Raw genomic sequence first — 15,339 nt, 5'->3', positions numbered from 1 at the left:
CAGAACAACCGATTATGAATACTACGACGCTCAAAGGCGGATTGATTCTGCTAGCTGTGATTGGGGCACTGACCGTCTTTGTATTCACGCAGCAACTCATTGGCAAAGTCCGCGAACAGCAACGTCAAAAGGTTGAGCTCTGGGTAAAGGCAATTAAAATGCTGGTCGATACAGAGAACACCAGCGAAATTTCTTTTCTCTTCACAGAGATTATTAGCGTAATTGATTTCCCAGCGATTCTTTCTGACAGTGCTAAGACCCCGCTGACTTGGCGCAACATTAAAATCGATTCCACACTCTCGCGCGAGGCACAAATCGCCTACTTGAAAGCGCACATTGAGGAAATGGACGCCGTCTATAAACCCGTTGAAGTGCGCCTCGACCCCTCAACCGTCCAATATATTCACTACGGCGACTCCGACTTGGTCAAAGCCTTGCAAATCGCACCCGTGCTCTTAGGCGCAGGGGTTGGAGTCTTCATCTTGATTGCCTACCTGACATTCAGTTACATTCGACGCACAGAGACCTCCAACATCTGGGTCGGTATGGCAAAGGAAACAGCGCATCAGCTCGGTACACCGATTTCCTCACTCATGGGCTGGATTGAGCTGCTCAAAAGCGCAAGCGATAATCCTGAACGACAAGCTCAAATTATTTTTGAGATGCAAACCGATATCAATCGCTTGAACCGTGTGGCTTCGCGCTTTTCGAAGATTGGCTCAAAAGTGGCAGTATCGCTAGAATGTGTGGCTGAAGTAATTGAAGGCGTCTTCGACTACTACCGCATGCGGTTGCCGCAGATGGGCAAAAATATCTTGCTGGAAGTCAATGACACGACTGGCGCCCGCGTGCAAATAAACCGTGAATTGATGGAATGGGTGTTCGAAAACCTTACTAAAAATGGCATCGATGCCATTGAACGAAAGACGGGCGAAATTCGTGCAAACATCACAGTCGACCCACGCTATGTGATTATTGACCTAAGTGATACAGGCAAAGGCATCGAGCCACAGCACCGCGCAGAGGTTTTTCGACCTGGCTTTAGCACAAAGCCGCGCGGATGGGGACTTGGGCTCACACTGGCGCGACGCATCGTAGAAGATTACCATGGCGGCAAACTCTTGCTCAAAGAAAGCACCGTGGGCAAAGGCACGACCTTCCGAATTAAATTACCTCGGCATACACAGCAAAAGGAGGCATCCAAAAACAAGTCTCATTCGTACAATTAGGATTGACTGAAATTTTCTAAATTTCGCTTGCTGTCGTCATCTTGCAACCTAATTCTGCGTGCACCATGCAAGTTCTCGAGCAAATCGATACACTTTCTACATCCACCGCCCTGCGGCTCAACGATTTTGATCATGTTGAGTTCTATGTCGGCAATGCCAAACAAGCTGCACAGTTCTACCGCACTGTGTTTGGATTTAAAATCACAGCCTACTCTGGTCCTGAAACAGGCGTGCGCGAAAAAGCCTCGTATCTTGTGGAGCAAGGCAAGGTTCGCTTTGTGCTAACCTCACCACTCTCACCCGACTCTGAAATTGCAGAGCATATCAAGCAGCATGGTGATGGCGTCCGAGATATCGCCTTTGAGGTAGATGATGCTGCCGCCGTCTATGAGACCGTTGTAGCACGCGGTGCACGCAGTGTGCAAGCACCTACAACACTCTCCGATGAACATGGTACACTGATTCGTGCCGCCGTTGCAACCTTCGGCGATACTATTCACAGTTTCATTGAGCGCAAATCATACAAAGCCTTTCTACCCGGCTTTGTGGCGCGCACCGTCGAGCCGCCGCAATCAGCGGGCTTGAGAGCAATTGACCATATCGTCGGCAATGTGGACTGGAATCAGATGGAGACATGGGTCAAGTTTTATGAACGTATGTTTGATTTCCGCCAATTCCAGAGCTTTGATGACAAAGATATCTCTACCGAGTTTTCAGCGCTGCGCTCAAAGGTGATGACTAATGCCAGCGAGCGTATCAAAATGCCCATCAATGAACCAGCACAAGGAAAGAAGAAATCGCAAATTGAGGAGTATATCCAGTTTTATCGCGGACCGGGCGTGCAACATATCGCGCTGCTGACGGATGACATTTTACAGACAGTCAAAACACTGCGTGCAAACGGCGTGGAGTTTATCACCGTGCCAGATACCTACTACGATGTGCTGCTGGAGCGCGTACCAGAAGTGCGCGAACCAATTGCTGAACTGAAAACGCAGCATATTTTGGTCGATAAAGATGAACATGGCTACATGCTTCAAATCTTTACAAAGCCTGTGCAAGATCGCCCAACGCTGTTCTATGAAATTATCCAGCGTCGAGGCTCAAAGAGTTTTGGCAAAGGCAATTTCAAAGCGCTGTTCGAGGCAATTGAACGCGACCAAGCTGCACGTGGAAATTTGTAAGAACATTTACGATAAATTTCAAACACAAAACCACGGTAAAACCACAATGTCATTACTGCGTACTGCTACTCCAATTCTCTTGTTATCACTGCTCCTGATGGGGCTGAGCTTTGCCAGCAAGCCACAAGTGGCACAACTATCCAAGCCTGAAACGCTGGCAGAAACTGCTTTAGCACCAGCCTTTACGCTGGAGACCACCGATGGCAAAAAGGTTAGTCTCTCCGATTTTAAGGGTAAAGGCGTCATTATCAACTTCTGGGCGACATGGTGTCCGCCTTGCCGCGCTGAAATTCCAGATATGATTGAGCTGCAAAAAGTCTATGCCAATAAATTCTCGTTCATTGGCATTGCCGTTAGCGACAAGCCAGAAAAAGTAGCGGCATTTGTCAAAGAGAAAGGCGTTAACTATCCTGTGGTGATGGGCAACGAAAAAGTTGCCGCCGATTATGGTAAGTTCGTTGAAGGTGGACAAATTCGCGGCATCCCTACCTCGTTCGTCATTAACCGCAAAGGTGAGATTATTGATGCCTTCGTGGGTGCGCGCAATAAAGCAACCTTCGAGGATGCTATCAAAAGAGCGCTCAACTGAGCCATAGAACCTGTGAAGACGGTCAAGTTCAAAGCGTCTCATCTCTCTTGAGGCGCTTTTATTTTTCTAGCAATTTCAGCAATGCCCGTTGTAAAAAGGCTAAACTTTGCATTCAAATTCTAATCCCTACTGATGAAGCTCTGCACATTTCGTCATCCGACCATGCCAACTGAACGGGTCGGTATCGTCGCCGGTGAAGAGGTGTTCCCAACGCAGTTTGATTCTATGACCACACTGTTGGAGACATGCCAAAATGACTTTTCAATGCTCGAGCGGCGCACACCTTCCTTCAACTTAAATGAAGTCGAGCTTTTAGCGTGTGTGCCACGCCCAAAGTCTTTGCGTGATTTTTATGCATTCGAAGAGCATGTAAGAAATGCGCGTAAAAAGCGCGGACTTGATGTGCCACCAGAGTGGTACGACTTTCCAGTGTTTTATTTTTCTAATCATCATGCAATTGTTGCCCCGTATGCACCAGTCAAGAAACCACGTTCGACGAGCATGTTAGATTATGAGTTGGAACTTGCATGTGTGATTGGCAAAGACGGAATCAATATCTCACGAGAGGATGCTGAAGCACACATTGCTGGCTACTGCATCATGAATGATTGGTCAGCACGCGATGAACAAATGCGTGAAGTGAAAGTGGGCTTAGGTCCTGCAAAAGCGAAAGATTTTGCAACAACACTCGGAGCATTTCTGGTAACCAAAGATGAACTGGAAGAAAGAAAGGTGGGCAATCGGCTCGACTTAGAGATGGAGGTGCGCGTCAACGGCAAGCGATATGGAGGGGGTAATTTCAAGCAGATTCATTTCTCGTTTGCTGAAATGATTGAGCGTGCCTCACGCGATGCCATGCTCTATGCAGGCGATGTAATTGGCAGTGGCACAGTAGGCACGGGCTGCTTGTTAGAACTTGATAACACACAATTTCCCTACCTTGAGATTGGCGATGTGGTTGAAATGCACATTGAGTGCTTGGGCAGCATTCGAAATCAGATTGTGTAACAGCATGTAACTTGGTGTGGGAAGCAGTTTGTTGTAAATTCATTTTTCTTTTCAAGTAAAACGATGCACTATGTCAAAGACTATCAATGTGTTTTTCATGGCAGATATCGTCGGGCAACCCGGCGTAGATATCGTAGTCAAACTGCTCAAAGGCTATATCCAGAAATACGATGTGCATTTTACGATTTGCAATGGTGAAAATGCCTACAATGGTAAAGGCATGAGTCTTGAAATTATGCATCAATTGCGGACTGTCGGTGTAGATGTCATTTCAGGCGGTAATCACATTTGGGATAACTTCAAATTTCATGAGGTCCTCAAGCGCGACCCGCATGTGCTGCGTCCAATGAATTACCCAAAAGGCACTTGGGGCACAGGAATGGGAATCTACACACTGCCGAAAGGACTCGGAAAAATCGGTGTATTGAACTTGCAAGGTCGAACATTTATGTACACGATTGACTGTCCATTCCGCACGGCAGATTGGGCGCTGGAAAAGATGAAGGATGTCAAGTACATTATTGTGGATATGCACGCAGAAGCAACAGCTGAGAAGGTCGCTATGGGCTGGTATCTGGACGGGCGAGTCTCTGCAGTGATGGGCTCGCATTCACATGTGCCAACCGCAGATGAACGCATCTTCCCAAAAGGCACAGGCTACTGCACCGACATTGGTATGACAGGTCCATACGACTCTGTCATCGGGATGGTAACCAAATCTGCAATTGAGCGGTTCATCTACCAAACACCGCATAAGTACGAATGTGCAACAAGTGATGTCAGACTCTGTGCAATGCTCATTCAACTTGACCCTGAAACAGGTAAGTGCGTGAACCTAGAGCGTATCATTTATCCCGAGTTCGTCAAAAGTGTGGCGCCTGCAAAGCCTGCAGTACAAGCCGAACTTTCGCCCTCAAATGCATAATTCTCCGTGCTGATGCAAAAGCTTGGTGTGCGTGCGTGGCTTGGCATACTGCTTCTTTTACTTTGTACAACAACAAGAGCACAGACGTTAGATACACTTGTTGTGCTCTACACAGGTGGCGCCTATGGCTATCTTGAAGCATGTCCATGCTCTAAAGAAAATTTAGGTGGACTTGCCCGTCGAGTTAGTGTAGTCAATCAGACGCGTGCAACATTCGGTGAAAAGGTCGTGCTGGTCGATGCAGGCAATCAGTTTTCGGCATATCCAAAATCTACAGCTGAGGCAATGCTCATCACGAAACTGATGAGCCAAATGCGCTACGATGCTTGCAACCTTGCCGAAAATGACTTTACATACGGCGCACATTTTACACGCACAGCATTTGCTGAACTGCCAACGGTCTCTGCTAACCTCTGCGACACTGCTGGAACAGCATTGACTGTGCCCTATCGTGTAGTGCAAGCAGGACACTGGCGTGTAGGGATTTTAGGACTGCTAACTGAAAGTGCACTTAGCAGCGCAACGGAAACAGCACAACGACAAGTAAGGTTGATTGCACCACTTGATGCACTCTCGCATGCACTCGATGCACTTTTGCGTGAAGAGCCAGATATAATCATATTGCTGCTACGCACGCAAGATATTCACTACGAGAAATTCTTAGCAGAAAAATTCCCGCAGCTGTCCGTGATTGTCTCAAACTCCGAAGACTTGATAACCAAGACACCGACACAGTTTGGACACTGCCTTGCACTCTCAGCAGGACCCGATGGCGAATACATTGGCAGACTAATGCTAATTTTCAAGGGTCGTGAGAGAGTTGCTGCGCACAATGAACGCATTGCGCTCTCGCCAAAAATTGCAAGCGATAAAAGTGCGCAAGAAATGATTCAAGCCTTCAAACATGCACAAAAAAGAAAACCTAAGCCATGACCTCGAACACGACAGACCGTGATTTTCTCTCAGCGGTTAAGTTTGATAAAGATGGGCTCGTCCCTGTCATTGCGCAAGATGCCGTAACAGGTAAAGTGTTGATGCTGGCTTACATGAATCGTGAAAGCCTGCAAATTACACTGGCAGAAAAAAAGGCGTGTTACTGGAGCCGAAGTCGCAAAGAGCTTTGGCGCAAAGGCGCAACATCAGGGCATACACAAGAAGTAAAGGAAATTCTACTTGATTGCGATGGCGATGCGATTGTGCTAAAAATCACGCAGAAGGGTGGCGCATGCCATACAGGCTATGAATCATGCTTTTATCGCCGTGTTACAGAAGATGGCAAAATGGAAATTTGCGATCGCCTCGTCTTTGATGCAGAAACAACCTACGGCAAAATTAAGACCTAACTGCCAGGCTGCAGCAAATTTTTCGACAACTCAAGCAGAACTTGATACGATGTCGACGGCAATGACAAAAGCCAAAGCAATGGTGCAAGCAAAGACGCACACGCAGATTGAGTCAATGTTTGATGAGATTGCGCCCGTATATGATTTTCTCAATCGAGTATTGAGTTTAGGATTAGACCAGCACTGGCGACGAGCAGCCGTTAGGATGGCTTACAGTATACTGAACCCAACACGCACGCTCAGCGCACTTGATGTGGCAACAGGCACAGGTGATTTTGCACAAATCCTAACGACATTGCCAAATGCAAGGGTAATCGGTATTGATCTTTCTGAAGTGATGCTGCGTTATGCACGTCAGAAGGTGCCGAATGCACACTTTGAGCGAGCAGCTGCAGAAGACTTACCTTTTGCAAAATCGTCGTTTGACCTTGTTACTGTAGGCTTCGGGGCACGAAATTTTCAAGATGTAGAAAAAGGCTTGTTGGAAATTCACCGCGTTTTGAAACCAGAAGGCATTGCAGTATTTCTTGAGCCCATGATTCCGCAACGCACATGGATTAGGAAGCCTTACCTTGCATACTTCAAACATATTCTGCCAAAGATTGCTTGCTTTTTCGGAGCACCAGAAGTAGCCTATCGATATTTACCACTCTCCGTTGAGAGTTTCCCACAAGGTGAAGCCTTCTTGGAAAAATTAGGTCGGGCACGCTTCCAATCTGCCTCACAGCATAGGCTCTCACTTCAGACAGCGATTCTCTATATTGCACGAAAATAATCGGCACTTGCTATGGCGTTTTCGAAAATGTTGTTCATTAAGAGTGAAGCAGGAAAGTTAGAAGCCATATTGAATCCGCTTGATGCGCCAAAGTTTTTGGCAGTAGTTTGTCATCCTCACCCACTCTATCAGGGCACCATGCACAATAAAGTCGTGGTAACGGCAGCACGAACTTTGCATGAGCTAGGCGGCGCTGTGCTCCGCTTTAATTTTCGCGGCGTGATGGCAAGTGAAGGAAAGTACTCAGAAGGAATTGGTGAGCAACGCGATGTCAAAGCGGCTGTGGATTTTCTACAAACGTGGTATGCTGCACAGCATGTGCCAATTGTAATTGCAGGGTTTTCTTTTGGTGCATGGGTTGGGCTTAGTTATGGCGCCAGTGATGCACGAGTCACCCACCTTATCAGTATAGGCTTGCCAACGCGCTTGTTTGAGACGATGACGTTTGCAACCAGCACAAAACCTAAACTCTTTATTCATGGTGCAGCCGATAGCATTGCTACATTTACACACTTCCAACAGCAATACGCCGCCATAAGCGAACCAAAAGCCTTGCGCGTCATTGATGAGGCTGATCACTTTTTTACAGGCAAACTCAATTTGCTTGAAGACGCAATTCAAGAATGGATAGCCATGCAAATGCAGTTTGGCTTAGTCAAATAAGGTGAAGATTTGAAAATAAAATCTCACTACACTTGTCTTAAAGGTGCAGCATTGCGTGCAAGAAAATCTCATAAAATCTTCTTGCATAATTATGCAAACTCTCGTATAATTATGCAATTTGTCTTGAGAGCTAAGCTCAAACAAAAAACTCTAAAGTAGCATCACACTATTGAGCAACGCCGTCAGTATTTCTATCGTTGGAGCATCGGGGTATTCTGGTGCACAACTTGTTGAGATTTTTCAGCGCCACTCAGGCGTGCGCATTGATAGGCTCTTTGCAAACGCATCAGCTGGAAAAAGTTTTGCTGAACTCTACCCACGCTTTCGCCAGCAAGTAGAAAACACACTTGAAACTTACTCCATAGATGCCGCATGTCAGAGCCAGTGCGTATTTCTTGCTCTCCCATCAGGTGAAGCCATGCACCTTGTGCCCGAGTTGCTTTCAAGGGGCAAAAAGGTTATTGATCTTGGAGGTGATTTTCGCCTGAAAAATTCTGCGCAGTACGAACGCTTCTACAAACACACACATCATGCGCCTAATCTGCTCTCAACAGCTGTCTATGGACTAACGGAACTGAACCGTACAGCAATCAAAAGTGCAACACTGCTGGCTAATCCGGGCTGCTATCCGACCAGCATCATTTTGCCGCTTGTTCCCTTGCTGAAAGCAGGACTCATTGAGCCAGAGCGCATTACGATAACCTCAATGTCAGGCGTTTCAGGGGCAGGACGCAGTGCATCGCTGGACTTGCATTTCTGCGAAGTCAATGAAAGTGTCAAAGCCTACAAAGTGGGCGAGCATCAACACTTGCCTGAAATCGAGCAAGCCTTGGCAGAGTTTAGCGGAGTGAGTGTTTCAGTTTCATTTGTGCCACATTTGATTCCAATCACACGAGGTATTTACACTACAATTCATGCAATGCTAGCTGCAAAGACAAGTGAAGAAGAAATCGAACAAATCTACGCTCAGCACTACGCAAACGAACCTTTTGTGCGCATAAGCAAATCACTGATGCCACAAATCAAAGGTGTGGCGCATACCAACTTTATCGACATTGGCTTCAAGATTCGAAAGGAAACAAATCAGCTGATTGTGCTCTCCGCAATTGACAACTTACTAAAAGGTGCGGCAGGTCAAGCCGTGCAAAATTTTAACCTGATGTTTGGCTTTGATGAAACGGAGGGACTGCAATGAACCACACTTTTCAAGATATGGCAGGCGGAATCTGTGCACCGAAAGGCTTCAAAGCAGCTGGCGTTGAAGCGCGTATTCGCAAGCCAAAGAAAGATATTGCGCTCATTGTTTCTGATATCCCCGCCGCAGTAGCAGCGGTCTTTACGACAAATAAAGCGGCAGCCGCACCGATTGCAGTGTGCAAAGCGCAACTTCAAAAAAGCAGAACGTGCTCAGCTATCGTTGTCAATAGTGGCAATGCCAATGCCTGCACAGGTGAGCGCGGTCTTGCCGACGCGTGGCAAATGGTGCATGAGACCGCTTCAGCATTGAGCCTGCCTGCAGAATCCGTCTTAGTGGCATCAACTGGTGTGATTGGGCAGCATCTGCCGATGGAGCATGTCGCAGAAGGAATTCGCTGTGCCACAGCTCAACTGGCGCAAAGTGCGCAGGCAAGTCGTGATGCAGCGGAAGCTATTATGACAACCGACACTTTCCCAAAAGAACTGGCTGTGCAAGTGATGCTGGGTGAAAAAAAGATTCACATTGGTGCAATTGCCAAAGGCTCTGGAATGATTGCACCGCAGATGGCAACCATGCTTGCTTTCATCACCACAGACGCTGCGATTTCACCTGAGCTTTTGCAACGCGCACTCTCTGAAGCCAATGCACACTCTTTTAACCGCATTAGCGTCGATGGTGATTGCAGTACAAATGATGCCGTATTCCTCTTAGCAAACGCGCTGGCAGAAAATCCGCGCATTGAGCAAGCCGATTCAAATGACTACCGCACGTTTGCAGATGCCCTTCAAGTCGTGATGACGCGCCTTGCCAAAATGATTGTAAAAGACGGTGAAGGTGCAACAAAACTCATTGAGATTCATATAAGCGGAGCTCGCAGCGAAAGCGAAGCCGAACAAGCTGCGCGCAGTATTGCCAATTCGCTGCTGGTTAAAACCGCATTGCACGGCGCTGACGCAAACTGGGGACGAATCATGGCAGCCATTGGTTACTCAGGCATTGCATTCGAACCTGAAAGGGTAGAAATCTCGTTTGGCGATGTCGCTGTCCTCAAACCTAATTTCCAACTTGAGCTTGATGAAGCAAAGGCAAAAGCTGTGCTAAGCAAACCCGAAGTTGTGCTGCATGTGCATCTTCATCAAGGTGAAAGTGAAGTGAGATTTTGGACCTGTGATCTTTCTGCAAAGTATGTAGAAATCAATGGGAGCTATCGCTCGTAGTATCGCAGAAAGCAAGTTGCATAATTATGCATTGGCATACTTCATCAGTTCATCAATCTTTATCGCATTAGAGAAATGACAGACACGCCTGCATCAAGGTATATTGTCAGCACCGACAAGGCGCTGCTCGATGTAGACACCATTCACGGCTTTCTGACAAATTGCCACTGGGCAAGAGGAATTTCACGCCAGTTGGTTGTGCGCTCTATTGAGCATTCGCTCTGCTTCGGTGTTTATGAAATCTTGCCGAGCGGTGCACGAAAGCAAGCAGGCTTTGCACGCGTCATTTCTGACTATACAACTTTTGCGTATCTCTCCGATGTCTTCATTCTCGAAGAGTATCGTGGTCAGGATTTGGCTATAGTACTGTTGGAAAAAATTATGAATCACCCCGATTTGCAAGGGCTGCGGCGGTGGCTGCTGGTTACAACCTATGCGCACGGGCTATATGAAAAGTTTGGCTTCTCTGCACCTGCTCACCCTGAAAAGTTCATGGAGATTTTCATCCCAAACCTCTACGAAAAAGAAGCAACGCTCACGGCACTGATTAAGGGAGAAAAAGTAGAGCAGCTAAAATGAAGATGTTTAGACTTTGGGCAACGCAAGGCACAGTGAGAAATTCAAACCCAGTGTTGCCGCACCTGCATTGACATGCACAGCAAATAAAGTAACCCAAATTTTTCAAGCGATGCGAGACAATAAAACCAAAGAAGAAATCTTGATTGAAGCACTGCCTTACATTACAAGCTACGAAAACAAGACTTTTGTCATCAAATACGGTGGTGCTGTGATGAACAATGATGCACTCAAGCAGACCTTTGCGCAAGATGTAACGCTGCTCAAAAAAATTGGCATCAACATCATTGTGGTGCATGGCGGAGGTAAGGACATTACTGAGATGGCACAGAAGCTGGGCGTTGAATCACGCTTTGTGAATGGAGTGCGCTACACCGATGAAAAAATGATTGATGTAGTGATAATGGTGCTGGCAGGTGCACTCAACAAAGAAATTGCTGGTCTCATCACAAAGCATGGCGGAAATGCCGTTGGTCTTTGCGGTGTCGATAATGCACTCTTGCGCGCTAAAAAATTGCAGGGCGAAATAGACTTAGGTCTTGTGGGTGATATCGTGCAAGTCAATACAGCGTTTCTCAAACTTCTGATGCAAAATGAAATGATCCCTGTTGTAGCACCAATTGGCTTAGGCGAACAGGGCGAGCTTTACAACATCAATGCCGATGTTGCAGCAACGGAAATTGCTGTGGCGCTCAAGGCTGAAAAACTCGTCTATCTTTCCGATACAGATGGCGTGATTGTCGATGGGGCACTTGTGCCAACGCTTGCTAAAAGTGAAGCGCAAGAATGGATTGAGCAGGGCAAAATTTATGGCGGAATGATACCGAAGGTTAACTCGGCGTTTGAAGCTATTGAGGGCGGTGTCAATAAAGTGCACTTTATCAATGGTGGAGTGAAGCATGCGCTGTTGCTTGAAATCTTCACTAACGAAGGTATTGGCACAGAAATCATCAATGAAGACGCACCTACGACTGCAGCCTCGCAGCGCCGTCGTGTGCAACGCATTTTGGAGGGAGCAGCAAAATGAAAAGCGATTTTCTTTCTTTGCAAGATATTGAAAGTCGAGACGAGCTTGCTGAGCTGTTCAAACTTTGCGATACACTCAAAGCCAATCCAGACATCAAGTCGCTTGCAGGCAAAACAGTTGCACTCTTGTTTCAGAAGCCTTCACTGCGTACGCGTGTCTCGTTTGAAGTGGGCGTAGTGCAACTCGGTGGCTACCCGATTTACTTAGGTCAAGAGTCAGTCGGCTTATGTCAGCGTGAAAGTGTCGCTGATGTCGCACGTGTGCTTTCGCGTTACAACGACTTGATTATTGCGCGACTCTTTGAGCATAGCATTCTCTTGGAACTGGCTGAATATGCAAGCGTGCCTGTCATCAATGCCCTGACCAATCACTCACATCCGTGTCAAGTCTTTGCAGACCTTTACACGATGCGCCAACACGGCAAGCTCTTTGAAGGCGTCAAGGTAGTGTTTGTCGGCGATGGAAACAATGTCGTCAATTCATGGCTCGAGATGTCGATGCTCTATCCGATGCACTTTGTGCTGGCAGCGCCGGCAGCATACAATCCACACATTGCCACGCTCAAAGCGGCAATGAAGGCAGCTGTAAGCAAAATTGAAGTGTTAGAAGATCCTGAAAGCGCTGTGCAAAATGCCGATGTAATTTACACCGATGTGTGGACAAGTATGGGTCAAGAAGCTGAAGCAGAGGAACGACGCAAAGCGTTTCGTCCGTATCAAGTCAATCTAAAACTGCTCTCACTTGCAAAACCTGACGCTATTGTGATGCACTGCTTGCCAGCTAATCGTGGTGAGGAAATCACCGATGAAGTGCTGGATGGCAAGCAATCAGTGGTCTTTGACCAAGCCGAAAACCGCTTGCATGCGCAGAAAGCCATTCTCGTCAAACTGTTGCAAAAAAGTGCGCCGAAATCTTCCCCACAGAAATCATCTGGCAAACGCAAGAGACTTGCGCCAATCGAGTAAATTATGCCATCTGTGCACATCACGAAATTGAAATGCGTCTAAAACTATGGGGTAATGGATAAAGCGCAGCGGCAACTTTTGATTAAGCAGATTATCACAGAAAAAGAAATTTCTAATCAAGAAGAACTTGCAAAGGAACTTGCACGTCGTGGCTTTGAAGTCAATCAAGCCACACTCTCGCGAGATTTGAAAGAACTGGGCATTGCCAAAGTCTCCACACCTGAAGGGGTGTGGTATCAACTTCAGCCTGAAAATGAAGCGCATCGTTTGCGCGCACTTATCAGTTATGAAATTGAGTCGATTCACGCAAACGAGAGTTTGATTGTCATTAAAACTTTGCGCGGACGTGCCTCAGGCGTTGCCGAAATCTTGGACCGCTTGGACATCCCCGATATTCTCGGCACGATTGCTGGAGACGACACGATTTTCATTGCGCCAATTTCAACAAAGAAAATTTCTGCAATTGTGCGGCGCCTCAAGGAAGCAATTTTTCAAGCAGAATAAATCAAAGATAACACTAACACAAAACACGCAAAGCATGTCAAAAGAAAAAATTGTCGTGGCTTACTCTGGTGGATTAGATACATCAGTGATTGCAAAGTGGCTTCAAGAAAAGTATAACGCTGATGTGATTACGCTGTCGGTCAACTTGGGTCAGCAGAAAGAGCTTGTCGGCATTGAGGAAAAAGCCTACAAGACAGGTGCAAAGAAAGCGATTGTGCTGGATTTGCAAGAAGAGTTTGCGACGGACTTCATTTTCCCAGCACTGAAAGCAGGTGCACTCTACGAATGGACCTATCCCATGGCAACCTCGCTTGGCAGACCGCTTATTGCCAAAGCACTTGTGGAAGTAGCAAAAGCAGAGGGCTGCACGGCTGTAGCGCACGGTTGCACAGGTAAAGGCAACGATCAAGTGCGCTTTGAGGCTGCAATTGCAGCGCTTGCCCCAGAACTCAAGGTGTATGCGCCACTGCGTGAGTGGGAATTCCGCTCACGCGAAGAAGAAATCGAGTATTGTCAGCGGCATGGCATTCCTGTTAAAGCCACGAAAGAAAGCCCCTACTCAATTGATGAAAATATGTGGGGCACGTCGATTGAATGCGGGGCGCTCGAAGACCCACGCGTGCCGCCACCAGCAGATGCGTATCAGCGCACTGTCTCGCCAGAAGAAGCACCCGATGTGCCAACAGCAGTTGAGATTGAATTTGAGCGCGGTGTGCCCGTTGCACTTGGTGGCAAAAAGATGAACCCCGTCGAGCTGATTATGACGCTAAACGAAATTGGCGGCAAAAATGCTGTCGGTCGCTTGGATTTGGTAGAGAACCGATTGGTCGGCATCAAATCGCGTGAGCTCTACGAAGCGCCTGCTGCTACAATCTTACACTTTGCGCATCGCGAACTTGAACGACTCACGCTCGATAAAGACACCATGCACTACAAAGCGAAACTTGCACATGACTACGCTGATTTGATTTACAACGGACTTTGGTATTCACCGCTGCGCTTTGCACTGGATGCTTTCGTGGAAGAGACACAAAAGGTGGTGAACGGCACAGTCAAACTCAAACTCTACAAAGGCAACGTAGAACTGCTGGGACGCTGGTCGCCAAATTCGCTCTACGACACGAGCCTTGCAACTTACACCGAAGAAGATACTTTTGACCACAAAGCCAGCATTGGCTTTATCAAGATTTACAGTTTGCCGCTCAAAACATACTACCGCATCAACGGTAATCCTATCTCGCAAGAAGTCATTGCAAAGTAAGCGGTGTGCGTAGACAAGAGCAGAATCAAAGAGAGAAGTCTGTCAGAAAGCAAGGATGCTTGTTATACCCATACTGTTCCAGTAAAGACAACATCTGCTGAGCCGATGAGATAAACATTTTGGAGTGCGTCATCGAGTTCAACCTCAATGGTTTCACCGCTTTGCACGGTGAGCAAGATGTGGTGCGTGTGCACTTTACCAAGTTTGTAGCTCACGACCGCTGCAGCAACACAGCCAGTGCCGCACGCTAGCGTTTCATCTTCTACGCCGCGCTCGAAGGTGCGAATGCGCAAGCGGTTTTCTGAGAGCAGCTCAACGAAATTGACATTCGTGCCCGCAGGAAAATGCTCACGATTGTGCCGAATTCTTCGACCTAGTTCGAGCACATTAAGCGATGCCACATCATTGGCATAAACCACAGCGTGCGGTGAGCCTGTGTCGATAAAAAAACTTTTGACGCCTTCTACTTCAAAAGCATCGCGAAAGGCTTTAGGCGGTTGCATTTTGAGTTTGACGCGCCCTGAATCCAAAATTTCAGAGAAGTAGGTTTCACCGTTTGCTTCAAAAGAAAAGTGTGTTTTTTCTATACCAGAAAGGTAAGCAAAACGCGTGATGCACCGACCGCCGTTGCCGCACATTGAGCTCGGTTTGCCATCGGCATTGAAATAGCGCATAGCAAAATCGTGCTGCGCGGAGTGTTCCATCAGCATCAGCCCGTCAGCGCCAATACCAGTGCGGCGGGCGCATAAGCGACGAATGTCAGATTCTGAGAGTGCGATGGCGCCGCTGCGGTTGTCAATGACAATAAAGTCGTTACCAGCGCCTGACATTTTGGTGAAGTCTATTTTCATATCTCTTGTGTAGATGCGGTGCGC

17 protein-coding genes are annotated in these 15,339 nt (G+C 47.3%); 16 read left to right on the top strand and 1 reads right to left on the bottom strand.

Going from position 1 to position 15,339, the window contains the following annotated elements:
• Positions 1 to 14 precede the first annotated feature (14 nt).
• From CMR00_03305 to CMR00_03230, 16 genes are all read left to right on the top strand, one after another.
• Entirely contained in the window at positions 15 to 1,229 is a 1,215-nt protein-coding gene (locus CMR00_03305; GenBank protein ID PIO48703.1) for a two-component sensor histidine kinase, read from the top strand.
• Positions 1,230 to 1,294: 65 nt separating this feature from the next.
• The gene (gene hppD, locus CMR00_03300; protein ID PIO48702.1) at positions 1,295 to 2,413 is read left to right on the top strand and encodes a 4-hydroxyphenylpyruvate dioxygenase; all 1,119 of its coding nucleotides are present in this window, start codon (positions 1,295 to 1,297) and stop codon (positions 2,411 to 2,413) included.
• A gap of 46 nt (positions 2,414 to 2,459) precedes the next feature.
• Complete coding sequence (locus CMR00_03295; protein ID PIO48701.1) at positions 2,460 to 3,002, top strand: redoxin; 543 nt, start codon at positions 2,460 to 2,462, stop codon at positions 3,000 to 3,002.
• Positions 3,003 to 3,134: 132 nt separating this feature from the next.
• Positions 3,135 to 4,010 (top strand): fumarylacetoacetase, encoded by an 876-nt coding sequence (locus tag CMR00_03290; protein ID PIO48700.1) that lies wholly within the window; start codon positions 3,135 to 3,137, stop codon positions 4,008 to 4,010.
• A 70-nt stretch (positions 4,011 to 4,080) separates the two neighbouring features.
• The gene (locus CMR00_03285; protein PIO48699.1) at positions 4,081 to 4,935 is read left to right on the top strand and encodes a TIGR00282 family metallophosphoesterase; all 855 of its coding nucleotides are present in this window, start codon (positions 4,081 to 4,083) and stop codon (positions 4,933 to 4,935) included.
• A gap of 12 nt (positions 4,936 to 4,947) precedes the next feature.
• Positions 4,948 to 5,868: a hypothetical protein gene (locus tag CMR00_03280; protein PIO48698.1), complete on the top strand. Its 921-nt coding sequence runs from the start codon at positions 4,948 to 4,950 to the stop codon at positions 5,866 to 5,868.
• Entirely contained in the window at positions 5,865 to 6,278 is a 414-nt protein-coding gene (locus CMR00_03275) for a phosphoribosyl-AMP cyclohydrolase (protein ID PIO48697.1), read from the top strand. The genes CMR00_03280 and CMR00_03275 overlap by 4 nt, the downstream gene beginning before the upstream one ends.
• 49 nt (positions 6,279 to 6,327) lie before the next feature.
• Complete coding sequence (locus CMR00_03270) at positions 6,328 to 7,053, top strand: dimethylmenaquinone methyltransferase (protein ID PIO48696.1); 726 nt, start codon at positions 6,328 to 6,330, stop codon at positions 7,051 to 7,053.
• Between the two features lie 12 nt (positions 7,054 to 7,065).
• Complete coding sequence (locus CMR00_03265; GenBank protein PIO48695.1) at positions 7,066 to 7,716, top strand: hypothetical protein; 651 nt, start codon at positions 7,066 to 7,068, stop codon at positions 7,714 to 7,716.
• 169 nt (positions 7,717 to 7,885) lie between these two features.
• A complete protein-coding gene (locus CMR00_03260) occupies positions 7,886 to 8,911 on the top strand; it encodes an N-acetyl-gamma-glutamyl-phosphate reductase (GenBank protein ID PIO48694.1) in 1,026 nt (341 codons plus the stop codon).
• Positions 8,908 to 10,131 (top strand): bifunctional ornithine acetyltransferase/N-acetylglutamate synthase, encoded by a 1,224-nt coding sequence (locus CMR00_03255; protein PIO48693.1) that lies wholly within the window; start codon positions 8,908 to 8,910, stop codon positions 10,129 to 10,131. Before CMR00_03260 ends, CMR00_03255 begins: the two co-directional genes overlap by 4 nt.
• 75 nt (positions 10,132 to 10,206) lie before the next feature.
• Entirely contained in the window at positions 10,207 to 10,710 is a 504-nt protein-coding gene (locus tag CMR00_03250) for a GNAT family N-acetyltransferase (GenBank protein PIO48692.1), read from the top strand.
• A 109-nt stretch (positions 10,711 to 10,819) separates the two neighbouring features.
• Positions 10,820 to 11,734 carry an acetylglutamate kinase gene (gene argB, locus CMR00_03245; protein PIO48755.1) on the top strand — a complete coding sequence of 305 codons (915 nt, stop codon included), beginning with the start codon at positions 10,820 to 10,822 and terminating at the stop codon, positions 11,732 to 11,734.
• Positions 11,731 to 12,699, top strand: a complete 969-nt coding sequence (gene argF, locus CMR00_03240; GenBank protein PIO48691.1) for an ornithine carbamoyltransferase — start codon at positions 11,731 to 11,733, stop codon at positions 12,697 to 12,699. The genes argB and argF overlap by 4 nt, the downstream gene beginning before the upstream one ends.
• 54 nt (positions 12,700 to 12,753) lie before the next feature.
• Positions 12,754 to 13,203: an arginine repressor gene (gene argR / locus CMR00_03235; GenBank protein PIO48690.1), complete on the top strand. Its 450-nt coding sequence runs from the start codon at positions 12,754 to 12,756 to the stop codon at positions 13,201 to 13,203.
• Positions 13,204 to 13,237: 34 nt separating this feature from the next.
• Positions 13,238 to 14,464, top strand: coding sequence for an argininosuccinate synthase (locus CMR00_03230; GenBank protein PIO48689.1), 1,227 nt, complete (start codon positions 13,238 to 13,240; stop codon positions 14,462 to 14,464).
• 62 nt (positions 14,465 to 14,526) lie between these two features.
• Here the strand turns inward: CMR00_03230 and CMR00_03225 are convergent, their stop codons facing one another.
• Positions 14,527 to 15,315 (bottom strand): diaminopimelate epimerase, encoded by a 789-nt coding sequence (locus tag CMR00_03225; protein ID PIO48754.1) that lies wholly within the window; start codon positions 15,313 to 15,315, stop codon positions 14,527 to 14,529.
• Between the last annotated feature and the right edge of the window lie 24 nt (positions 15,316 to 15,339).

This window comes from [Chlorobium] sp. 445 (assembly GCA_002763895.1).
Lineage (GTDB): Bacteria > Bacteroidota > Chlorobiia > Chlorobiales > Thermochlorobacteraceae > Thermochlorobacter.
Note: the sequence above shows the minus strand (reverse complement) of the source record. Positions and strands in the feature narration are given on the sequence as shown.